The organism is Undibacterium sp. 5I2 (assembly GCF_035019605.1).
Taxonomy (GTDB): Bacteria; Pseudomonadota; Gammaproteobacteria; order Burkholderiales; family Burkholderiaceae_D; genus Undibacterium.
In genome coordinates this window covers 43,148-63,994 of record NZ_JASJVS010000023.1, presented here as the reverse complement: position 1 = coordinate 63,994, position 20,847 = coordinate 43,148, and the positions used below count along the sequence as shown (strand labels likewise).

At 54.2% G+C, this 20,847-nt stretch carries 23 protein-coding genes and 2 pseudogenes; 22 read left to right on the top strand and 3 right to left on the bottom strand.

Features of this window, described 5'->3' with window-relative positions; translation table 11 throughout:
- Nucleotides 1-87 precede the first annotated feature (87 nt).
- The 18 genes from QN359_RS10165 (at nt 88) to QN359_RS10080 (ending at nt 14,840) form a co-directional block, all read left to right on the top strand.
- Nucleotides 88-711: a methyl-accepting chemotaxis protein gene (locus QN359_RS10165; RefSeq protein ID WP_322249136.1), complete on the top strand. Its 624-nt coding sequence runs from the start codon at nt 88-90 to the stop codon at nt 709-711.
- A 31-nt stretch (nt 712-742) separates the two neighbouring features.
- Nucleotides 743-2,323 (top strand): chemotaxis protein CheW, encoded by a 1,581-nt coding sequence (locus QN359_RS10160; protein ID WP_322249137.1) that lies wholly within the window; start codon nt 743-745, stop codon nt 2,321-2,323.
- 20 nt (nt 2,324-2,343) lie between these two features.
- Entirely contained in the window at nt 2,344-3,411 is a 1,068-nt protein-coding gene (cheB, locus tag QN359_RS10155; RefSeq protein WP_322249138.1) for a chemotaxis-specific protein-glutamate methyltransferase CheB, read from the top strand.
- A 16-nt stretch (nt 3,412-3,427) separates the two neighbouring features.
- Nucleotides 3,428-4,051 (top strand): HEAT repeat domain-containing protein, encoded by a 624-nt coding sequence (locus QN359_RS10150; RefSeq protein ID WP_322249139.1) that lies wholly within the window; start codon nt 3,428-3,430, stop codon nt 4,049-4,051.
- Between the two features lie 5 nt (nt 4,052-4,056).
- Nucleotides 4,057-4,899, top strand: coding sequence for a protein-glutamate O-methyltransferase CheR (locus QN359_RS10145; RefSeq protein WP_322249140.1), 843 nt, complete (start codon nt 4,057-4,059; stop codon nt 4,897-4,899).
- On the top strand, nt 4,896-5,270 hold the full coding sequence (locus QN359_RS10140; RefSeq protein ID WP_322249141.1) for a response regulator: 375 nt from the start codon (nt 4,896-4,898) through the stop codon (nt 5,268-5,270). Before QN359_RS10145 ends, QN359_RS10140 begins: the two co-directional genes overlap by 4 nt.
- Nucleotides 5,267-7,960: a chemotaxis protein CheA gene (locus QN359_RS10135; protein WP_322249142.1), complete on the top strand. Its 2,694-nt coding sequence runs from the start codon at nt 5,267-5,269 to the stop codon at nt 7,958-7,960. The genes QN359_RS10140 and QN359_RS10135 overlap by 4 nt, the downstream gene beginning before the upstream one ends.
- On the top strand, nt 7,960-8,196 hold the full coding sequence (locus QN359_RS10130) for a hypothetical protein (RefSeq protein ID WP_322249143.1): 237 nt from the start codon (nt 7,960-7,962) through the stop codon (nt 8,194-8,196). The genes QN359_RS10135 and QN359_RS10130 overlap by 1 nt, the downstream gene beginning before the upstream one ends.
- Before the next feature lie 13 nt (nt 8,197-8,209).
- Nucleotides 8,210-8,584: a response regulator gene (locus QN359_RS10125; RefSeq protein WP_322249144.1), complete on the top strand. Its 375-nt coding sequence runs from the start codon at nt 8,210-8,212 to the stop codon at nt 8,582-8,584.
- Between the two features lie 2 nt (nt 8,585-8,586).
- Nucleotides 8,587-9,825, top strand: a complete 1,239-nt coding sequence (locus QN359_RS10120; protein ID WP_322249145.1) for a methyl-accepting chemotaxis protein — start codon at nt 8,587-8,589, stop codon at nt 9,823-9,825.
- A gap of 84 nt (nt 9,826-9,909) precedes the next feature.
- Nucleotides 9,910-10,788 carry an STAS domain-containing protein gene (locus QN359_RS10115; protein ID WP_322249146.1) on the top strand — a complete coding sequence of 293 codons (879 nt, stop codon included), beginning with the start codon at nt 9,910-9,912 and terminating at the stop codon, nt 10,786-10,788.
- On the top strand, nt 10,785-11,186 hold the full coding sequence (locus QN359_RS10110; protein WP_322249147.1) for an STAS domain-containing protein: 402 nt from the start codon (nt 10,785-10,787) through the stop codon (nt 11,184-11,186). Before QN359_RS10115 ends, QN359_RS10110 begins: the two co-directional genes overlap by 4 nt.
- On the top strand, nt 11,170-11,589 hold the full coding sequence (locus QN359_RS10105; RefSeq protein ID WP_322249148.1) for an anti-sigma regulatory factor: 420 nt from the start codon (nt 11,170-11,172) through the stop codon (nt 11,587-11,589). The genes QN359_RS10110 and QN359_RS10105 overlap by 17 nt, the downstream gene beginning before the upstream one ends.
- The gene (locus QN359_RS10100) at nt 11,586-11,981 is read left to right on the top strand and encodes an anti-sigma regulatory factor (RefSeq protein WP_322249149.1); all 396 of its coding nucleotides are present in this window, start codon (nt 11,586-11,588) and stop codon (nt 11,979-11,981) included. The genes QN359_RS10105 and QN359_RS10100 overlap by 4 nt, the downstream gene beginning before the upstream one ends.
- Nucleotides 11,966-12,568 (top strand): SpoIIE family protein phosphatase, encoded by a 603-nt coding sequence (locus tag QN359_RS10095; protein WP_322249150.1) that lies wholly within the window; start codon nt 11,966-11,968, stop codon nt 12,566-12,568. The genes QN359_RS10100 and QN359_RS10095 overlap by 16 nt, the downstream gene beginning before the upstream one ends.
- A 13-nt stretch (nt 12,569-12,581) precedes the next feature.
- Nucleotides 12,582-13,631, top strand: coding sequence for a sensor histidine kinase (locus QN359_RS10090; RefSeq protein WP_322249151.1), 1,050 nt, complete (start codon nt 12,582-12,584; stop codon nt 13,629-13,631).
- A 28-nt stretch (nt 13,632-13,659) separates the two neighbouring features.
- Nucleotides 13,660-14,028 carry a response regulator gene (locus QN359_RS10085; protein ID WP_322249152.1) on the top strand — a complete coding sequence of 123 codons (369 nt, stop codon included), beginning with the start codon at nt 13,660-13,662 and terminating at the stop codon, nt 14,026-14,028.
- The gene (locus tag QN359_RS10080) at nt 14,025-14,840 is read left to right on the top strand and encodes a ParA family protein (RefSeq protein WP_322249153.1); all 816 of its coding nucleotides are present in this window, start codon (nt 14,025-14,027) and stop codon (nt 14,838-14,840) included. Before QN359_RS10085 ends, QN359_RS10080 begins: the two co-directional genes overlap by 4 nt.
- Here the strand turns inward: QN359_RS10080 and QN359_RS10075 are convergent.
- Entirely contained in the window at nt 14,816-15,454 is a 639-nt protein-coding gene (locus QN359_RS10075) for a response regulator transcription factor (protein WP_322249154.1), read from the bottom strand. The two genes, QN359_RS10080 and QN359_RS10075, sit on opposite strands and share 25 nt — an antisense overlap.
- Before the next feature lie 478 nt (nt 15,455-15,932).
- Here QN359_RS10075 and QN359_RS10070 point away from each other — a divergent pair, with 478 nt between their 5' ends.
- The 4 genes and pseudogenes from QN359_RS10070 to QN359_RS20070 all read left to right on the top strand — a co-directional run.
- Nucleotides 15,933-17,138 carry an efflux RND transporter periplasmic adaptor subunit gene (locus tag QN359_RS10070; protein ID WP_322249155.1) on the top strand — a complete coding sequence of 402 codons (1,206 nt, stop codon included), beginning with the start codon at nt 15,933-15,935 and terminating at the stop codon, nt 17,136-17,138.
- On the top strand, nt 17,135-17,890 hold the full coding sequence (locus QN359_RS10065; RefSeq protein WP_322249156.1) for an ABC transporter ATP-binding protein: 756 nt from the start codon (nt 17,135-17,137) through the stop codon (nt 17,888-17,890). Before QN359_RS10070 ends, QN359_RS10065 begins: the two co-directional genes overlap by 4 nt.
- Nucleotides 17,890-18,612: pseudogene (locus QN359_RS20075) on the top strand (ABC transporter permease); the annotation flags it as partial. The gene QN359_RS10065 and the pseudogene QN359_RS20075, both read left to right, overlap by 1 nt.
- A gap of 126 nt (nt 18,613-18,738) precedes the next feature.
- Nucleotides 18,739-19,113 (top strand): annotated as a pseudogene (locus tag QN359_RS20070) (ABC transporter permease); the annotation flags it as partial.
- Here the strand turns inward: QN359_RS20070 and QN359_RS10055 are convergent.
- Both QN359_RS10055 and QN359_RS10050 read right to left on the bottom strand, forming a co-directional pair.
- Nucleotides 19,104-19,400 (bottom strand): hypothetical protein, encoded by a 297-nt coding sequence (locus QN359_RS10055; RefSeq protein ID WP_322249158.1) that lies wholly within the window; start codon nt 19,398-19,400, stop codon nt 19,104-19,106. The pseudogene QN359_RS20070 and the gene QN359_RS10055 sit on opposite strands and share 10 nt — an antisense overlap.
- A gap of 155 nt (nt 19,401-19,555) precedes the next feature.
- A complete protein-coding gene (locus QN359_RS10050) occupies nt 19,556-20,737 on the bottom strand; it encodes a DUF2235 domain-containing protein (protein WP_322249159.1) in 1,182 nt (393 codons plus the stop codon).
- Between the last annotated feature and the right edge of the window lie 110 nt (nt 20,738-20,847).

Genomic DNA, 20,847 nt, shown 5'->3' with positions numbered 1-20,847 from the left:
TCACTCATGGTCTGCCTCGTCTCTTTTCGACAGACACTAGTTTAAACTGTTGTCCGGATATGTGGATCCACTATAAGCATCGACAGTATGATCATCGGCATTTCGCAGTCGGCCGAAGCCTCACGCGTGAGTCTACGACAAATCAAGGAGTTAGAATTGGTATCGCGTCGTATCGACAAGATTGTCGACGCCATCACTACCGTTTCGATTCAAACCAATATGTTGGCGGTAAACGGCTCAATCGAAGCAGCGCGCGCCGGCGAATTCGGCAAGGGCTTCGTCGTCGTGGCAACCGACATCCGCAACCTGGCCCATGATTCGGCCGAAAACGCCGATCGCATCAAAGATCTGGTGAAATCGGTACAAGATCAAATTGGTATCGTCGGTCGCGATCTCAATGAAATTATGATCACTGCCGCCGCCGCCGCCGAAAAAGCCAAATCGGTCACCGCCAGTTTGATCGCCATCGAAACCGATATCGGTGCCGTCGATCAAGGTACCAGTGAAATTTTGGCCGCTGCCAATGAAATCGCCGCTGCCATCACGCAAATAAAAACCGGTGTAGACCAAATCGCAGCAGCAGCCCAGCAAGCAGATAAGGCAGCCAACAACGCTACCACTGTGGCACAGCAACAATCGCGAGGAAGCGAGCAACTTTCCGCCGCCGTTGAAGAAATCGCCTCGCTGGCCGACGAATTGCAAAGCGCTTAATTGTTTCGCATACCCTTATTTGGAGAGCACTATGACTAAGGATACGCTGGAGTATGGCGCCGAACTGTCACCGAACACGGATACCGGGGGAATAGAAAAAACCTCAGACATTCGCCAATTCGTCACCTTCATCGTCGGCGAAGAAGTATTTGCCGTCGATATGACGCCGGTACAGGAAATCATCCGCGTGCCGGAAGTGGTCAAAGTGCCGCTGGCACCGGCGACCCTGGACGGCTTGGCAAATTTACGCGGCAAAGTTTTGCCCATCATCAGTTTGCGCCGTATCTTCGGCTTCGCTGATCGGGCTTACGATGATGCCAGCCGCGCCGTAGTGATCGACCAAGGGCAGCCGCTCGGCTTCGTGGTCGATCGCGTGGTCAGCGTGGTCGGCGTCGATCTGCAGCATATCGAAGATACCGCGGCGATCAAAGCCAGCATCAATACCGAACTGGTATCGGGCTTACTCAAGGATGTCGGCGGTTATCCGATGATTATGGTGCTCGACTTTGCCAAACTGATCAGCAAAGAATTTGCCGGTGCCATGGCGCGTAGCAAGTCGGAACACGCTGCGACCGAGGCTCAGCATGCCTTGGCACGCGAGGCCCAGACTGAGGAAAAAACCAATGATGAACTGCACTTGGTTAATTTCGAAGTGGCTGGTCAAGAATATGCCATCGTGATCGATGATGTGCAGGAAATCGTTCAGGTACCTGAACTGATCATCCGTGTGCCGCACTCAAAAGCCCATGTCTTGGGCGTGATGACCTTACGAAATCGCCTGTTGCCGCTGGTCTCGCTGCGTTGTATGTTCAATCTGCCCGCCAAAACAGTCGATGAAAACAGCCGCATCGTCGTGGTCTCACTGGGTGCGGCCTCGGTTGGTCTGGTGATGGACAGCGTCAATGAAGTCTTGCGCGTGGCCCGCTGTGACGTCGATGTCATGCCCGCGCTGTTAGCCAAAGATTTGGCCGACATTTCACAAATTTGCCGCCTCGATGGCGGTAAGCGGCTGGTCTCCATCCTCTCGGTTGACCATATGTTTCGCCATGCCGTTGTCAAAGATGCCCTCACCAGTCTCGACACCATGAGTATGAATGATACCCCCAACAGTGCCAAATCCGATGCCCTTACTGCCGAGCGCGGCATCGACGACGACGAACAATTCGTCGTCTTTTTGCTAGGTAAAGAAGAGTTCGCCGTACCGATCGACAGCGTACAGCAAATCGTTCGCGTCGCCGAAACCCTGACCAAGGTACCGAAAGCGCCGCCGGAGGTAGAAGGTGTGGTGAACTTACGCGGTGCGGTATTACCGGTGATGGACTTACGTCGTCGTCTCGGGCTTGATCAAATCGAACGCAGCGATCGTCAGCGCATCATGGTGTTTCTGACTGCCGGTGTACGCACCGGTTTCATTGTCGACTCGGTAGTAGAAGTATTGAAAATTCACAAATCGACGATTGAAGCTGCACCCGATTTTTCTGGCGAACAATCGCTGCTGCTGGCACGCATGGCGAATCTGGAAAAACAAAAACGCATGATTCAATTAATCGATCCCCTGCATCTCATTGAGACAAGCCAGCTCGACGACCTGGCTGAAATCCGCATGGCCTGAACCACTTAAGACCACAAAAGATGATCAAATTGCTTATCGTAGACGACTCGGCACTGATGCGCCGTCAACTCGCCACCCTCTTCAACGACGAAGGCGGTTTCGAGGTACGACTGGCGCGCAATGGGAGTGAAGGCGTGCAGGAAAATCGGGACTTTCAGCCCGATGTCATCACGCTCGATATCAATATGCCGGAAATGGATGGTTTGACTGCCTTGTCTATCATGATGACAGAGCGTCCGGTAGCGGTGGTGATGTTTTCCTCCTTGACGGCAAAAGGTGCGCTGGCCACCTTTGAAGCACTCAACCTCGGTGCGGTCGATTACATCGTCAAACCGGGTGGCACGATTTCCCTGTCGATCGAGGATGTACGCGAACAAATCATCGCCAAGGTCAGGGTCGCCGCCAAGGCCAGACTGAAGTCAAGCAAAGCGCTGGCCAGTGCAGCACCGGCACCGCGCAGCGTCGCCAAAGCGGCACCGGCCAGAATGCCGGACAGCCGTTTATCACCGACATCTGAAGGGGTGGTCATCGTCGGCGTCTCGACCGGCGGGCCAAGTACTTTGGAACGAATATTACCGGACTTGTCGGCCGATTTTCCTTGGCCCATCTTGATTGCGCAACACATGCCGGCCAGTTTCACCCTGTCTTTTTCTCAGCGTATCAATGAGATGTGTGCGCTGCACGTGGTGGAAGTCAACCGGCCAATGAGCTTGGAAGCAGGTACCGTCTACATCGCCAAAGGTGGTGCCGATATGGTGTTGGTGCGGCGAGCAGGGAAACTGATGGTGATCGCGAAACCGGAAAGCAGCGCTTATTTATGGCACCCCTCGGTAGAAGTACTCGGACGTTCCGCGCTCGACCACCTGACGCCGAAACAAATTGTCGGCGTGATGCTGACCGGTATGGGTAACGATGGTGCCGAGGCTTTCACTGCGATAAAAAATCAGGGCGGTCGCACGATAGCCGAATCAGAAGAATCTTCGGTGGTGTTCGGCATGCCGGGCGAATTGATTAAGCGCGGCGGTGCCACCGTCACACTGCACGCAGAAAAAATCGCCAGCCAAATGACGGCTTGGCTGGCTTATTAAAATAAAGGAGATTTCCATGGCTCTCATTAAAACCACTGCCCCAGCCGAGCAGCCGCTGCAAGCCCGGATAGAAACTCGTGATTACCCAGGCTTGCTGCGGCAATTGGATGAGCACGACCCAGCCGTGCGCCGCTGGGCCGCGCGCGATTTACTCGGCTACCCGCAAGCCAGCGCCAGTCTGCTGGCACGCCTGCAAGTGGAAGCGGATCGTTCGGTACGTGAAATCATTTTCACCAGTCTGACACGGCTAGGCGATGCCGTCGCCGTCGCCGGCATGGTCGAGTGTTTGCGCAGCGATGATGCGCAAATGCGTAACGAAGCCATCGAAGCCATGAAAGAATTGCCCGATGCCGTGGCACCGATCATGAGCAGCCTGCTGAGTGACCCCGATTCCGACGTCCGTATCATGGCCGTTAATGTGCTCGAATCACTCTGCCATCCACAGGTAGAACAATGGCTCATCGATGTCATTGAAATTGATCCATTCGTCAATGTCTGCGGCACCGCCGTCGATTTGCTCGGTGAAGTAGGCACCGATGCAGCGCACGGTGCGCTGGAACGGCTCAAGCAGCGCTTTGCCGCCGAACCGTATATTCAGTTCGCCGCCGACCTCGCGCTCAAGCGCAGTGCGAAAGGCTGAACATCATGACAAAAATTATCATCAACGACGACGACTTTCAAAAGTTTCAAGAATTTTTTTACCGCAAAACCGGCATTCAATTCGAAGCATCGAAACGCTATTTTGTCGACAAACGCCTGATTGAAAGAATACTGGAATCAGGTAACGACAATTTTCGCAGCTACTTCACGATGTTGCGCTTCCAAACTTCGGGAGTGGAATTGCAGGCGCTGGTGAATGTCATGACCATTAACGAGACCTATTTTTTTCGCGAAGAGTACCAATTCAATTGCTTGGTCAATTCGATTCTGCCCGATGTGGTCGCCAATAAAAAAGACCGCAGCCCGATCCGCATCTGGGTGATTCCTTCGTCGTCGGGCGAGGAAGCGTACACGATCGCCATGTGTTTGCTCGAACGTTGGGGCGGAATTAACGACTGGGACATCGAAATCATTTCCTCCGACATCGACACGAAAATATTGACGCAGGCGAGGGCTGGTCTATATTCGGCCCGTTCGGTAAAACACGTGCCGCCGAAATACATGCAGAAATACTTTACTCAAACGCCCCTAGGCTACCAACTGTGTTCGGATTTACGCAATGCGGTGGAATTTACCCGCGTCAATTTGATGGATGCGGCCGATGTGCGCGGCTATCGCCACTTCGACATTATCTTCTGCCGTAATTTGTTGATTTATTTTGATGATCTCTCACGCAAGCAAGCGGCAGAAACTTTTTACGATGCGCTGCAGCCTGGTGGCTTCATTTGCCTCGGACATTCCGAATCGATGAGCCGAATTTCCTCGCTTTACAAACTGCGGAAATTTCCAGAAGCAATCGTCTATCAAAAACCTTGGGATGGAAAATGAAACATATTTTAATCGTCGATGATGCCGCCACCGTGCGCCTGTATCACCGTGGAATTTTAGAAGCGGCCGGCTACCAAGTGGATGAAGCGGTCAATGGTGTCGAAGCTTTGGAAAAAGCCCTGACGACCAGCTACGATCTGTATCTGGTTGACGTCAACATGCCTAAACTCGATGGCTATGCCTTCCTGCGCGAATTGCGCGGCAGCCCCTCGATCGTGCAGGCGCCGGCCGCGATGGTCTCAACCGAGGCCAAACAAAGTGATCAGTTGAAAGCCTATGAGGCTGGGGCTAACCTGTATATCATCAAACCGACTCGGCCCGAAGTTTTGCTAGGCCATGTGCGGCTGCTACTCGGTGAAAGCGGCACATGACACCCTTACTCCAACAATTTCTATCCGAGGCGCGCGATTTCTTGCAGGGCATAGGCGAGAAATTGATACAACTCGAAAAAGCGGCCAAGGACCCGCTGCTGATGAGCGAATTATTTCGCCTCGTGCATACTTTGAAGGGCAACTGCGGCCTGTTTGATTTTCCGGAAATGCAGCGGGTATTGCATGCCGCCGAAGACCTGATGGTGGTCGTGCGTGCCGGCGAACTGGCCTACGATCAGCACTGTGCCGACAGTTTGCTCGATGCCATGGATTTCATCAGCATTCTGCTCGATGAGATTGAACAAGAAACAAGCAACCCGGCTAGCCACGCTGCCACCTCAGTCAGCTTGGCGCAATCGCTGCGCGCGCTACTGCCGGCACAAACTGCCAATAACCAGCAACACACCGTCGATCTCGATTTCGATACCGCCCTGCCGCAGATTTCAACACTCGATATGCAAGCGGTACCAGAAGCTCTGCGCATGACTGCTTACCGCACACTGGTGTCACCGGCTGCGCTTGGCAGCGAGCCTGCGGCCGACGGTGTGCTTGAGCGCGCTTTGTTCTGGATCACTTATACCCCGGAAGCAGAATGCTTCTTCAAAGGTGAAGACCCGTTTTTCTTAGCGCGCCAAGTGCCGGCATTACAGTGGCAAAAAATTTCCGCGCGCGCCACCTGGACTGACTTGGCCGAGCTCGATGCCTACCAGTGCAATTTACGCATACAGCTGATCAGCGCCGCCTCGCGAAGCCAATTAGCCGAGCATTTTCGCTACGTACCGGAACAAATCAGCCTGTGCGCATTGACCCCGGCACTACTGATACTGCCGGTTGGCGAGCGTAACGGTGGCCCCGTGTATGAAGATTTTGTACTCGCCGCGCTGGCGCAACTGCAGGCGCGTGATCTGGCAGCGCTGAGTCGTTCTGCCAACTCCATGCTGGAACTCTCCTCGGCCGCGCTGTGTATGGCCTCGGCCTTGCGCTGGCTGTTGCTGGTGATCGAACTGGAACCGGAAAACCTCACCAGCATGGGCGATTTGCTGCAATCTCTGCGCGCGCCGAATGGTGAAATCTCGCATACCGTGCTGGCCACGCCAATACCGCTGCCAACCGCCCCGCTCGCGGAAGCGCCGGCCGATACAGCCGCGGCCATCGCCGCCGCCATCATCGCCGCCCAAGCCTTACTGCTGGGCTTGCCCGACCAAGTCACTTGGCTGCCAGGGCGTTTGATTTCCACCGCGACCACCCTCAAGCATTGTTTTTCCAGTTTGGGGCAGCACGCCTTGCTGGCCGAGATCGATGCAGCCTTAGCAGAAGCGCTGGCACAATCGACGTCCAGCCCTTTGCGTGACTGGTTGAGCGCGCATCAAGACCTGGCTGCCGCGCCGCGCCGCGCCGGCAGCAGCGACACCAGCGACACCAAAACCACGCCCTGCGCCATTGCGGCTACAGCGAACAGCAGCACCGCAAGCGGCGACGGCGAACTCAAATTCGGCCGGCGCGCCGAAGACGGCAGTGCGCGCACTCTGAAAGTCGATCAAGAAAAAATTGATCGCCTGATGAATTTGATCGGCGAAATGGTAGTCGCTAAAAATGCCTTGCCGTATTTAGCCTCGCGCGCTGAAACGGTATTTGGCGTGCGCGATCTGGCGCGCGAAATCAAAGCACAATATGCCGTCATCAACCGCATTGCCGAAGAAATGCAGGGCACCATCATGCAAGTGCGGATGTTGCCGGTCTCATTTGTGTTTCAACGCTTTCCACGACTGGTGCGCGATATTTCGCGCAAGCTCGGCAAAGAAATCAGTTTGCTACTCGAAGGCGAAGATACCGAAGCCGATAAAAACATCATTGAAGCCTTGGCCGACCCGCTGATTCACATCATTCGCAACAGCCTCGACCACGGCTTTGAAACCCCGGAAGCACGCCGTCAATTGGGCAAGCCGGCGCAAGGACGCTTATTGATCAGCGCCTCACAAGAAGCCGGGCGGGTCATCATCGATATCAGCGACGATGGCAAAGGTATCGATCCGCTGATCATCAAAACCAAAGCTTTCGAAAAAGGCTTGATCGACGAAGCGCGCTTTGATCGCATCTCCGATCACGAAGCCATCAATCTGATTTTCGCCGCCGGCTTTTCCACCGCCGAAGTGGTGTCCGATTTGTCCGGCCGTGGGGTTGGCATGGATGTGGTGCGCACTGCCGTCGAACAAGTCAACGGCAGCGTGACACTGTCGAGTCAAGTCGGACAAGGTACGCAGCTGCGCTTATCGCTGCCACTCTCGATTGCCGTCACCAATGTGATGATCATCGAATCGAATCAACAAATTTTCGGCATTCCCATGGAGATGGTGGTTGAAACCGTGCGCATTCCGCGTGCTGCCATTCACACTATCAAAGCCAGCCAAACCGCCATCTTACGCGGCCGCTTGGTACCACTGTGTTCACTCAATGAACTGCTGGCCAGCGACGCGCCGCAAATTGCCAACGAAAGCGATGAATTGGCCACCCTCGTGATCCGTCTACGCGGTGAACACATCGGTATTCTGATCGATGATTTTCGCGGCGTCGTCGATATCATCCTCAAGCCGATGGGCGGCATACTCGGCAGCCTGAGCAGCTACAGCGGTTCGGCCTTGCTCGGGGACGGTTCGGTATTGATGGTACTGAATTTGAAGGAGATGCTGTAATGCCTATCACCTATAGCAAAAGCTGCGCACGCTTGATCGACATCGTGACGGTCGAAGACGCTGAAGAATTATTGCAATGGGTGCAGCAGCACCCTAAGGGAAAAATCGACCTCGCGGCTTGCGTGCACTTGCACGCCGCAGTGTTACAAGTACTCATGGCGGCACGCCTGCCCTTGGCAGCCTGGCCTGACGACGCCGAGTTAAGCATCTGGCTGCAGCACTCACTCAACAATTGAACAAGGAAAAATGATGGCTAAAACAATCATGATCATCGACGATTCCATCACCATGCTGATGAGTTTGAAAAACAGCTTGGAAATTTTCGGCTTCTCGGTGTTGACCGCCAGTGATGGTGCACTGGCCTTGGAATCATTGCAAAGCGGTAAGCGGCCCGACTTGATCATCACCGATATCAACATGCCCAATATGGGCGGCATAGAATTCATCGGCAAAGCCCGTGCCCTGCCCGGTTTTCGTTTCATCCCCATCTTGGCCTTGACCACAGAAAGCCAGCAAAGCAAGCGCGATGAAGCGAAACAGCTGGGCGCGACCGGATGGTTGGTAAAACCGGTCAGCGGCACCGACTTACAAAAAATTATTAAGCAGGTTTTGCCAGGAGCATGACCATGAGTTTTTTTACAGCGGCGTTTCAGCCCTCGGCCTGCTGGCACGCAAGCGTCAAAAAAATACAGGCCTTCGAGCCTAAGCAATTGCGGATAATGGCCGCATTGTTGCTAGCGCTGCTACTGCGGCTGCTACCGGCCAGCTATCTGGCGGCACCCGATCGTCTGTTGGGCCGTCCGGGTGACTGCATACTATTTCTATTTTTCTGCATGCTGCTGGTCATCGTCGCGCTTCACCGCGCGCACAACCAAGCGGAACATTTGCCGACGCAAGCACTGCCCGATCCAGCCATCGCCGCATCGGTCGCCAACGTGCTCGACCGCCATCTGCAGCTCGATGGCGAGATCGACAACAAGCTCATGGAGGTGGTCGCCGATACCGAAACTTCGGCGCTGGAAATCATCCACAATGTGCGTCAACTGTACGATACTGCCAGCACCTTGGTCAATTATTTGGATCACTCGAATATGAAAGGCAGCAGCTTGGAAAAGGAAATCGTTTCCAGCGTGGCCTTCATTGTCGAAATCGGTTCTTTCGTCGAACAAATGCCGGCCAAGATCGCGCGTGATTTAGAGAATGTGCAAAACGTCGCCACCGAAATCAAGGCCATGAGCGGCTTGGTGCAGGCCGTGCACGATATCAGCATGCAGTCACATTTATTGGCAGTCAATGCCGCCATCGAAGCCAGCCGAGCCGGCGCTGCCGGTGCTGCATTTCGCGCTGTGGCCAATGAAATGCGGATACTGGCAACGAACTCAGAAGACGTCGCCAAAAAAATTCATGGCGGCTTAAGTCGTGCTCGCCATGTGCTTGAGCATGGTATCGCTTCGAGCATCGCTTCCTCTGCACAAGAACTCGAGCAAGTGGGCCATGCAGTCGAATCGATCAGAAAAATTCAAGATAATTTTGAAGACATCAGCCAATACTATAAAACTCGTTTTCTGGTCGTCACTAAGCACAATGTCGATTTAGCCAAGAGCATCGGTGATGCCTTGGGAACGATTCAATATCAAGACGTCGTGCGGCAATGTGTCGACCGCATCCGTCACGTTATCGGCCAACGCAATCATTTTCTTAAAACCACAGTCGGCCAGCTCAATGTCGATAAGCAACCTGCCACCTTGTTGGAATTGCCGGACTTATTGGAAATGATACGCCTCGACTATCTCGAAGAAGAAAACAAACATAAGCATTCGGCGCGACATGCGCTCAGCACTGAGTTAAAAATAGAATTATTTTAATGCTCGTTTTGTTTTGAAACGGGTCCTATCTGGCCGCTTCCGGCACCATCACGTTTTGCTGCACTTACTTTCAAGGATGTCACCATGAGTATTCATCATTTAGTCGCCCTCGACCGCTTACTCTCGAGAGAACGTACACAAATCCATGAGAATTGGGTGTCTGAAATCTTGACCAGTTGGTCTACGCTGCATCCCAATACCTTCGATGTCGTCGAAATGCGCCAGCACACCTCGCACTTGCTGGAAGAAATCGCCAAAATTTTTTCTGCCTATCCGGGCGTGGGCTTATGGGAATTCGGCCAGACTCACCCCTTGGTCAGAATCATGAGCGAGTTCAGCGCCAGCCGCGCCATCGCCGGCTTCACGCCGACCGAGACGGCGCAATATGTAATGTGCTTGAAAAGCGTGCTGATCTTGGCACTGATACGCGAGTTGATCGAATCACCAACCGAAATGGAACTCAATCTGGCAGCCGTCGAAGACGTCATCGGCCGTCTCACCTTAGTCACTTTTTCCGCCTTCGTCGAAACCCGCGAGCGTATCATTCTGCAGCAAAGCGCTTCCTTAGTGGAACTCTCGACACCGGTGATACGACTATGGGATCAAGTCTTGCTCCTGCCGCTGGTCGGGGTGATTGATACCGCGCGGGCGCGTAAATTCACCGGTAACTTACTCGAAGCCATCACCCGCTATGAAGCCAGTGTCACCGTCATCGACGTTACCGGCGTACCGGTGTTCGATATCGCCGTAGCGCGCCATTTGATGCGCACCGTCGATGCCGCGCAATTGCTCGGCACCCGCGTCGTCATGACCGGGCTTAATCCGGAAGGGGCGTTGACCTTGACCAAGCTCGGTATCACCCTGCCACAAGTCATCACCCGCGCCACCTTACGCTCAGGCGTTGCGGAAGCCTTGGCACTGATCGGTCGCCGCATCGTCACCGTCGCTTCGAGCCCATCATGAGGATCGCTATTCCACGTCTGGGTCGCATTCTTCTGGTCGCTATTCAACAAGATTTGAGCGACGATGAAGCCTTGGAATTCCAATCCAACCTGCTGAGCACGATTGCCGAAATCGAAGCATTGGGCGTGGTGGTCGATATTTCTGCCCTCGATGTCGTCGATTCTTTCATGGCCCGCGTCATCAACGATACCGCCAGCATGGCGCGACTGTTGGGTGCCGAAGTCATCGTCTGTGGTATCCAACCCTTCGTCGCACTGACCTTAGTTGAAATGGGCCGTGGTTTGCTCGGGGCCGACTGTACCTTCAATCTCGAACAAGGATTGAAATCTCTGCAGCGACGTATCGCATCACGCGGTGACTACACCTTGGCCGAGGAAACAAATGAGCTCATTATCTGATCCTTGCGCTGTGGTGCAAGTACGCGAAACCAAAGATATCGTGCTGGCCCGGCGGCTGGCACGCGAGCTCGCCGCCAGCCTCAGTTTTGGCAAAGCCGATCAAACCCGACTGGCTACTGCCGTATCGGAACTGACTCGTAACGTCATCGAATATGCCGGCCACGGTGAGTGTCAAATTTTCGATAGCTCCGACAGCACCTTCAAATGCGTCAAGGTGATCGTCGAAGATCATGGCCCGGGTATTGCCGATATTGAAGCGGCCATGCAGGATGGTTTCAGCACAGGGGGAAGTTTGGGGGCCGGCTTGCCGGGAACCCGGCGTCTGATCGACAGTTTTAAAATCGAGTCGCAACCGGGCATGACACGCATCACCATCACGCTCGCTATGCGCAAAACCTTATGATTAATTCTTGCATCATCCTTGCCATTCACTCGGCTAGCGATGCCGATGAAGCCGTGCGCAGTGCCCGGCAGTTCGCCGTCGCACTTGGGTTTTCTACTCAGGCGAGCTACCAAATTGCTACTGCCGCGGCAGAATTAGTCAGCAATCTGCTTGAGCATGCTCATGGTGGTAGCTTGGAAATTCGCCTGCTTGCGCCCCGCCCCGGCCTACAACTCGTGGCCAGTGACAGCGGGCCGGGCATCGCCGATATCGCGCTGGCCATGCAAGATGGTTACAGCAGTAAGCACGGTCTCGGCTGCGGCTTGCCTGCGGTAAAGCGTTTGATGGATGAGATGACAATCGAGAGCCAACCGGGGAAAGGCAGCAAGATATGGACATGCAAATGGCTCTAGCCTGTGACAATATCGGCTATGTCACACGACCGTATCCAGGTGAATCGCTGTGCGGCGATCTCGGCCAGTTCTGGAATTTACCGGACCGGCGCGTGATCGCTATAGCCGATGGCCTCGGCCATGGCCCGGGTGCGCACCACGCGGCGCAAACGGCAATGCGCTGTATTGAGAATCATCTGCATAAAGATTGTCTCGATATTTTTGCCATCTGCAATGAAAAGCTCATCTCAACCCGCGGCTGCGTACTTGCCATTGCCATCATTGACTTACACACCCAGCAAATGAGCCTGGGTTCGGTGGGCAATATACGTACTTTGCTGGTAACCGAAGAGCGGCAATTTCATTTCAGCGCCAGCCGCGGCATCGTCGGTGCCGGCCCGGTATCTTTAAGCCCTATGCAAGTTTCGCTGCTGCCGGGCGACCGCTTATTGATGTTTTCAGATGGTGTCAATGAAGCGGCGCACCTGCCTCAAGAACTGTTACTGCAAAAACCGACAGCGCAGTATTTGGCTGACGAAGTCTTAGCGCGCTGGGGCGATGAGCGCGACGATGCCAGCGTGCTGGTGTATCGCCATACGCAGTCTTAACCGGCCAAGGACCATGAATAATCGCTACGAAACCTACTACGCCCTGCTCGCGCAAGCAGTCTTTTTTCCGGATCCGGAAGAAGCGCTGTGCGCTGCCGCAGAGCTTGGCAAACGCTTCCTCAAAGAAGGGATCTTACCGGAAGACTATATCGACATCCATCAGTCTGCCTTATTACGTCTGGCGCAAGAAAATCCGGAACTGCGATTCATTGATGTGGTGGAACGCCTGATGGCACCACTCATGGAAGTCTCCATGGCCTACAGTCTGGCGTTTCGTATGGAGCTCGAGCATAAGGAAGAGACCCGCGGCCAGCAAGCCCAAGCGAGTCGCTTGGAATCGATCGGCACCATGGCCGCCGGGATCGCGCATGATTTCAACACCATACTCGGCATCATCAACGGCTATGCCGAAATGTTAAGCGACCTGTTTCCCGCTGCCAGCGCTGTCGATGGCAATACCGATGGCCAAGACTATACCGTGCAAATCATCGACGCCACCGCGCGCGCGCGCGATTTGATTGCGCGGATTCTAGCCTTCGCCCGCCAAGCCCCAGTCGACGCGGTCTTAGTCGATGCGGTTGATTTGATCAAAAGCCTGCTCAAATTGCTCAAGGTGAGTCTGCCGCCAGGTGTGCAGATCAGTTTCAGCACTGACTTCAGCGCAGCATACGTGCTGGCCGCACCATGCCAAATCGAACAAATCGTGATGAACCTGTGTATCAATGCCGCCGATGCCATGGACAACAAAGGCCGGCTTGATATCGCGATCAAACAAGCACCACTGCTGATCAAAACCGACGGTTCATCGCTCGATCGCGTGTGCATCGTCGTCGATGACAATGGCTGCGGCATGTCACCGGAAATACAACAACGCGCCTTCGATCCCTTCTTCACCACCAAAGAACCGGGCAAAGGCAGCGGGCTCGGGCTATCCGTCATTTATGGCATCGTCACCGATTTATGCGGAGAAATACAGATACACAGCGAACTCGGCATGGGCACCAGTTTCAACGTTCTGTTACCTCTCAAGAGCGCGCGCGCAGAAGTCAGCAGTCTCGCATGACCTATTCATTCAACAACGAGGACCTATCATGGTACAGATTTTAGTGATCGAAGACGATATCCAGTTTTCACATATGCTGGAAAAAATGTTGCAGCAAGATGGCCATCAAATTGTCACGGCCAGCGATGGTGCCGAGGCGCTGAAGCTGCTACCGACGATCAAGCCAGACCTGATCCTGACCGACATCCTCATGCCCCACTTGGATGGGGTCGAAACCATCATGCAATTAGCGCAACAAGGCAGTGAAGTACCGATCATCGCCATGTCGGGCGGGCGACGTTCCATCAGCGCGGCATTCAATCTTGATTCGGCCAAACTGCTGGGTGTCAAAGCCGTGCTGGCGAAACCATTTTCGCGCGCCGATTTACGCTTGGCCATCGCCGAGAGCCTGGCGTGAAGCAGGCCCAAACGCTGTCTGTCATCGCGATCTGCAACCGCAAAGGCGGTGCCGGCAAAACCACGGCCGCGGTTAACCTCGCGGCCGAAATGGCGGCCGCTGGCTGGCGTGTGTTATTGGTCGACTTGGATTCACAAGGCCACTGCGCGCTGGGCTTAGGCATCGCCGTGCCGGCCGAGGCCGTCACCGCCCATAGTATTTTTTTAGATGATGCGGCTCGTTTGATCGATGCCGTCATCGACAGCCGCTGGCCCAATCTATCCTTGGCACCGGCGAATCAATTATTTGAGCATGGTAGCGGTCGGCGCGATCAACTGTGTTTGGCACGCGCATTCAACGACGCCGCCATCCGTGAGCGCTTCGACCTGGTGATCGTCGACACCCCACCATCGCTGGATTTCCTGCTCCTCAACGCCCTGTGTGCTGCCAATTGGGTGTTGGTACCGTATCTGCCGCATCCCTTGTCGTTCGAAGGCATCCGTCAATTAATGCGTATCCTGTTTCAAGTCATGTCCGCCCACAACCCGCAGTTAAAGATACTCGGCTTCTTACCCATGACGGCAGCCCAGCATATTCTGGAGCATCGTCGCATCAACAAGGATATCGCGCATCAATTCGGCGCGCATCGGGTGTTAGCTGGAATTCGTAATGACATACGCTTGGCCGAATCTTTCGGTGCTGGCCAGCCGCTGCGCTACTATGCCGGCAGCACACGTGCAGCGCAGGATTTTCGCAATCTGGCCGAGAGTTTAAGCGCGTTTTTTGCAGCCAATCTCGGCGCAGCTCGTTACACCAACTGCCCCAGCAAATGATGATCAATCGCATAGCGGGTTAAACCAGCGATACTGGTGATGCCCATTTTTTGGAACAAGCGTAATTTATGCGTACTGATCGTTTTAGAACTCAGGGATAAGCTGTGGGCGATGCCAGTCACACTTTTTCCACCGATGAGCAGTTGAAAAATTTGATATTCGCGGTCGGTCAAGCGGTCATGCGGCAAGCGTTCATCGAGTCCGAGATCAAACACCATGGCATCGACCAAGCTGGGATCGATATATCTTCCGCCACAGGCAATTTTCTTCACGGCACCGATCAATTGCTCAGGATTCGTTCCCTTCATGGCATAGCCGGCCGCACCCGCTTTGAAGGCTCGACTGACAATCTGGCACTCGTCATGCATGCTGAAAATCAGTATCGAAGGCGCGCGTAACTCTTGTTTGACGCGTTTGATGAGATCGATGCCACTTAAGCCAGGCATAGTCATATCCAAAATCAGCACGTCGCATTGCACCTGTGGTAAAAGCGCCAACAAAGTTTGGGCATTCTCCGCTTCACCGACGACGGCGAGGTCCGGTGCCAGCGCAAGAATTCTTTGTAAGCCCTGACGTATCACTTTGTGATCGTCTGCCAACACAACTTTGATCATAGTAGCCTTTGTGGGGAATGGCGCGCAGCAGATTGAACTGGCAGTTCTTTCTGATTAGGTGTGAGCGTGGCGCAGGCGACATGAGGTGCGGCAACTCCAGTGTACTTCTTGCATTACAGCAATGCCGTTTTGTTTCAGCTTTCAGCAGGGATTTGATATTTCTTTACACTTTCTGCACAGAATCACGCAGCATGATGCGATCAGAAAAAATCAACTATACCGGTTTGTCTGTGACGATGGGGCAACAAAACTGCCGAACCGCTCACATCCTGATTTTGAATTGCCAGTTGCTGAACAATGAAAATGCACACAGACTTGAGCACTCACCGCGCTGGTCTTGAGCCTGCGTCTGGCGCGTGCCCACACCACGCTCATGCGCCGCATCAATTTGATTTTATAAATAAGCACTTCCCACCATGGAAGGAACGTTTTCACGCGCTACCGGTCTACTCAACTCTCGACTGGCATCAGCTAGACCATGACATTGTTCAAAAAAAAATCCACCGCAATCGCACTCGGCGTGTTTCTCCTCGCTGCTGCCGGCACCGGCTATTATTTGCAAACAAAACCGGCGGCACCGGAACCCTTGCGCTTTCGTCTTGCCCCAGTCGAGCGCGGTGACATCACGCAAATGGTCACGGCCAGCGGCACCATCAATCCGCTGGCCTTGATCAATATCGGTTCACAAGTTTCGGGAACCGTCACTGAACTACGCGCAGATTTTAACGATCAGGTGAAAAAAGGCGCGGTCTTGCTCAAGCTTGATCCAACTATTTTTAATGCACAAGTGCATCAAGCCCAAGCACAGTTGGCTTCGGCGCGCGCCTCGCTACAATTGGCACAAGCGAGCCATGCGCGTAATCAAAGCTTAGTAGCGCAAAGCTTTATTTCCACGCTGGCCTTAGACCAATCAAAACGCGAAGTCGATGTCGCCGAAGCCAATGTGCAACTTGCCTTGGCGCAATTTGCGCGTGCCCAAGCCGACCTCGATAACAGCGTAATTCGCTCGCCGATTGATGGCGTCATCATCAAACGCTCGGTCGATCTGGGGCAAACCGTGGCCGCCTCATTTACTACCCCGACCCTGTTCCAGATCGCCCAAGATTTGACCAAGATGCAAATCCACACCAATGTTTCCGAAGCCGATGTCGGCGCACTCCAAACCGGGCAAGCCGCACGCTTTGTGGTCGATGCCTATCCGGATAAGGAATTCGATGCACGCATGCATCAGTTCCGTTTGGCCGCGAATGTCCTCGATAATGTCGTCACCTACAATGTGGTGCTGGATGTCGACAATCACGATGAATTGCTCAAACCCGGCATGACGGCACAGGTGAGTTTGATCGTCGGTCAGCACCGGAATGTCTTGCGCATACCGACGGCCGCTTTACGTTTTCACTTAAGCGACGAGGAAGAACAAAAACGCTCCATGCGCTCAGGCAAGGCCAACGCTGGCAAAACCACCGACACGGCACCCGACGATGACGCCAGCATGCCGAAGAAAAACAAGTTGACGCGGGTATTTAAAATTTACACTCTCGACGCCGACAAGCAGCCGCTGCCAATCGACATTGCAATCGGTTTGTCGAATTTTCGCTATACCGAAGTGCTGAGCAAGAATCTGAAGGTAGGCGATCAAGTCATCGTCCGCGCACTCAAGGACCAAGCCGCGGGTGATCTGTGACTACAGCGCCATGGTTGATTGATATTCGTCATATTTCGAAAAGCTATCAATCGGCCGACCTCGTCACCCAAGTGCTGTTCGAGCTGGACTTGGCCGTCAAGCGCGGTGAATTTCTCGCCGTGATGGGACAATCGGGGTCCGGCAAATCGACCTTGATGAATATACTCGGCTGCCTCGATCAAGCCGATACCGGCCATTATTTTCTTGATGGTGTCGATACCCTGACGCTGTCGCGTACGCAACTGGCTGCGGTACGCAACCGTACACTGGGCTTTGTATTTCAAAGTTTCAACCTGATCAAGCGTATGAGTGTGATCGACAATGTCGCTCTGCCGCTGATCTATGCCGGCGTATCGCGCCAAGCCGCCCACAGCAAGGCGCGACAGGAACTCGAACGAGTGGGACTGAAAGAATTCGCAGCGCGCACGCCCAATCAATTATCCGGCGGGCAGCAGCAAAGAGTGGCGATCGCGCGCGCACTGGTCGGTGATCCCCCGCTGATTTTAGCCGATGAACCGACCGGTAACCTCGACACGCAAACCAGCATCGATATCATGCGCTCGTTTCAAAAGCTCAACGTTGAACGTGGCATCACCATGGTCTTGGTCACGCACGAAGCCGATGTGGCTGCTTATAGTCAGCGCTTGATACGACTCAAAGATGGCCGCATTATTTATGATGGTGGCAGTGCGGAGGGTTTGCAGCAAATGGCGCAAGGCCAGATATTTGCCGAAGGACAAGGTGGCGCATAATGAACTATTTACAAATCCTCGCCGAGGCCTTCCGTTCCATGAATGGCAACCGCCTGCGTAGTTTGCTCACGATGTTGGGCATCGTCATCGGCATCATCTCGGTGGTATTACTGTTGGCCGTCGGCGATAGCATGAAACGCTTCATTGCCAAAGAATTGGCACAGCTCGGTACCAATATGTTGTTCATTTCACCCGGTGGAGATCGGGCGCAACTACAGCGCATGCAAAGTGGAAAAACGGCGGCCTTGACGCGTCAGGATGCCGATGCCCTCACGCAATTGCCTTCACTGGCCGGTGCCGCAGCTGTGCTACAGGGCAGTTTTCACCTTACCGTTGGCAACGAAACCGCTACCCAAACCGTGCATGGCGTCAGCGCCGAGATGTTCGCCCTGCGCGGCTGGAAAATCGACAAGGGCAGCAGTTTCAGTCCGGCAGAAGTGCGCGCTTCGGCCCGCACCGTGGTGATCGGCCATAAGATCGCCGACCAATTTTTTTATAAACTCGATCCCTTGGGAAAGTGGATACGCATCGACAATGTCGCCTTCCAAATCGTCGGCGTTTTGGCTGGCGAAGGTAAGCAGGTTGACGGCGGCGATCTCAGCCAGTATGTGATCGCCCCGATTACCGCCGTGGCCGCCAATTTAGTGCGCACGCCCTTCCCCAATAATGTTCATTACATTATTGCGCAGGGAAAATCCGGCAGCAATCTGGCCGATGGCATAGACGATATCAGCGAATTGCTGCGCGACCGGCACCACATCAAATTCGAGCAGCCCGATGATTTTCGTATCGACAATCTGGCGTCGTTCGCACAAACGGCCCGGAAGATCAGCGCCGGCATCGCCTCGCTACTGGCCCTTATCGGGGCAATTTCTCTGCTCGTCGGTGGCATAGGCATCATGAATATCATGCTGGTGTCGGTGACTGAACGAACCCGTGAAATCGGCATCCGTATGGCCATTGGTGCCAAACCACGCGATATCTTGCTGCAATTTTTGACCGAAGCGGTGGTGATCTGCTTAGTTGGCGGTGTGCTCGGCATTCTGCTGGCCGGCGCGGCTGCACTCGTCATTACCGCGAACAGTCAATTCGAGATCCGCATCAGCTTGCAAGCCGTCATGGTGGCCTGTAGCTTTGCCAGCTTGGTCGGAATATTTTTCGGGTTTTACCCGGCGCGACGCGCATCGCGCTTATTGCCGGTCGCTTGCCTGCGCTATGAATGAGTATGCGCGGCACGCGCAACCAGGGCGTGCTCGCAAAGTTTGAAACCGAGGTAGGCCAGCACCGCCAGCAATGAAGTCAGACACAGCTCAATAAATTGCCTCAAGCCACCATCCAACAAGGCTTCCACACCATAATTGAGCAAATAGCTGGTATTGGACGAGACATACTTAACCAGATCGAGCGAGAGCAAGCCAAACACTAAAAACAGCAAGACCATCAGAAAATAGGTGGCGACGTAATGCCGCACCAGCCAGTTGAACAATGGTGTTGGTTGACCTGCGCTCATTCGCATTCTCCTGTGCCGACTCGCGCCAGCGTCATTGGGGTTTATTAGTTGTTAAACGGCTGCTGCACACAATACATCGACCTACACAAAAAATACCGGCCGCTACAGCACTGAAATCTTACTCCTGAAGCAAGATGTCAGCGCTCGATCAGCACTCAAACCGCCGGGATATTCAAGGGTGCGTACGCCACCGCTGGTAATAAAGGGTCCGGTTGTACCGATGGCAAATTCCGGCGCGCGCTCAGCGAAGCATGCGCTTGCAAGCCTATGCTGTTGGGAAATTGTCGTGCTTCGACATGCGATGCCGGCATCAAGGTATAGGGTGGCAAGCGCCATGGTTGATGCGCGCTACCAGCGACATCGGCCTTGATGTGCTGAGGTGGCGCGCCAAAGCGCAGGCCGACCACTGCCTCAAGCTGTTGCTTCATCCATAGCAATGCACCATCCGACAAGCCACTCTCAGAACCGGGCGGATACCCGCCGCCGACGTCGGAATGCGAGCCGGGAAACAGCACTTGGCTGATACCTTGACGTGGGTTCCACAAGGTTGGCGTGAAGTCGGTGCGTTGCTCATCGACTGCAATGGCATGAAAACCGTGCGCGACGCGCGCAGAAAAATCGCAATCAGTAAAACGAAACGCATCGATCCGCCGATCTTCTCCATCGTAGAGTGGCACCCCCATCGCGCCGACCGTATCCCACACAGCGACACACTGAATCGGCACCGCGCCGATCAACTGCTGTGGCGACGGTGTTTGGGTAAAGAAATCGGGCATGTCATACATGCATTCTTCTAATCTTGTGAGCAAACCGAGTTTGCCTTGCGCTGCTTTTTTCCGGTGTGCATGCCAGACCGCGCAGCCGAGGCGATAAGCATGTTCCTTATCATTGAGATCGATCTTGCCAGCGTCAAGCAAGCCTTGGTCGAGAATCATGGCTGCCAGCGCGCGCGCAGTGTAAGCACCGCGGCTGAAACCATTGATGACGATACGGTCTCCCGGCTGGTAATGACGCGAAATAAACGTATAGCCACGGATAATCCGCGTAACCAAGCCGGCACCGAAAGTCCCACCGAGAAACTTGACCAGCCAATTATCATCGTAACCGACACCATCGAGATATTTGGCAAGCTGCAGTGGATGACCCGCGACATCGAGCAGCACGCGCTCCGCTTCACCCGCGTAAGAAAACGGCTGAGTATCAGCGCTATCGACTCCATCTAGCCAACAGTACAACTTGAGTACATTACTCGGCGCCGACTTGACCGACGCATCATCGATATCCTTGCCCGGGCCATTCCAGGTGCCATCGGCACAAAATACGATTGTTTTCAGCATGCGCTACGCTCCATGTTTTATTTGTTGACATCGTTCGACTGGCGAACCTTCACGAACAGTACACACAGATTTTTTTTTGAGCAAGGCAGACGGTCTGAACAAGACAAAAA

Bases quoted from the DNA above. Each gene is read 5' to 3' on its own strand.
- QN359_RS10105 (WP_322249148.1), top strand. From the start codon at position 11,170: ATGAGCTCATTATCTGATCCTTGCGCTGTGGTGCAAGTACGCGAAACC.
- QN359_RS10100 (WP_322249149.1), top strand. From the start codon at position 11,586: ATGATTAATTCTTGCATCATCCTTGCCATTCACTCGGCTAGCGATGCC.
- QN359_RS10050 (WP_322249159.1), bottom strand. From the start codon at position 20,737: ATGCTGAAAACAATCGTATTTTGTGCCGATGGCACCTGGAATGGCCCG.
- QN359_RS10165 (WP_322249136.1), top strand. From the start codon at position 88: ATGATCATCGGCATTTCGCAGTCGGCCGAAGCCTCACGCGTGAGTCTA.
- QN359_RS10130 (WP_322249143.1), top strand. From the start codon at position 7,960: ATGCCTATCACCTATAGCAAAAGCTGCGCACGCTTGATCGACATCGTG.
- QN359_RS10095 (WP_322249150.1), top strand. From the start codon at position 11,966: ATGCAAATGGCTCTAGCCTGTGACAATATCGGCTATGTCACACGACCG.
- QN359_RS10085 (WP_322249152.1), top strand. From the start codon at position 13,660: ATGGTACAGATTTTAGTGATCGAAGACGATATCCAGTTTTCACATATG.
- QN359_RS10070 (WP_322249155.1), top strand. From the start codon at position 15,933: ATGACATTGTTCAAAAAAAAATCCACCGCAATCGCACTCGGCGTGTTT.
- QN359_RS10120 (WP_322249145.1), top strand. From the start codon at position 8,587: ATGAGTTTTTTTACAGCGGCGTTTCAGCCCTCGGCCTGCTGGCACGCA.
- QN359_RS10055 (WP_322249158.1), bottom strand. From the start codon at position 19,400: ATGAGCGCAGGTCAACCAACACCATTGTTCAACTGGCTGGTGCGGCAT.
- QN359_RS10125 (WP_322249144.1), top strand. From the start codon at position 8,210: ATGGCTAAAACAATCATGATCATCGACGATTCCATCACCATGCTGATG.
- QN359_RS10140 (WP_322249141.1), top strand. From the start codon at position 4,896: ATGAAACATATTTTAATCGTCGATGATGCCGCCACCGTGCGCCTGTAT.
- QN359_RS10115 (WP_322249146.1), top strand. From the start codon at position 9,910: ATGAGTATTCATCATTTAGTCGCCCTCGACCGCTTACTCTCGAGAGAA.
- QN359_RS10090 (WP_322249151.1), top strand. From the start codon at position 12,582: ATGAATAATCGCTACGAAACCTACTACGCCCTGCTCGCGCAAGCAGTC.
- QN359_RS10135 (WP_322249142.1), top strand. From the start codon at position 5,267: ATGACACCCTTACTCCAACAATTTCTATCCGAGGCGCGCGATTTCTTG.
- QN359_RS10150 (WP_322249139.1), top strand. From the start codon at position 3,428: ATGGCTCTCATTAAAACCACTGCCCCAGCCGAGCAGCCGCTGCAAGCC.
- QN359_RS10145 (WP_322249140.1), top strand. From the start codon at position 4,057: ATGACAAAAATTATCATCAACGACGACGACTTTCAAAAGTTTCAAGAA.
- QN359_RS10160 (WP_322249137.1), top strand. From the start codon at position 743: ATGACTAAGGATACGCTGGAGTATGGCGCCGAACTGTCACCGAACACG.
- cheB (WP_322249138.1), top strand. From the start codon at position 2,344: ATGATCAAATTGCTTATCGTAGACGACTCGGCACTGATGCGCCGTCAA.
- QN359_RS10075 (WP_322249154.1), bottom strand. From the start codon at position 15,454: ATGATCAAAGTTGTGTTGGCAGACGATCACAAAGTGATACGTCAGGGC.
- QN359_RS10110 (WP_322249147.1), top strand. From the start codon at position 10,785: ATGAGGATCGCTATTCCACGTCTGGGTCGCATTCTTCTGGTCGCTATT.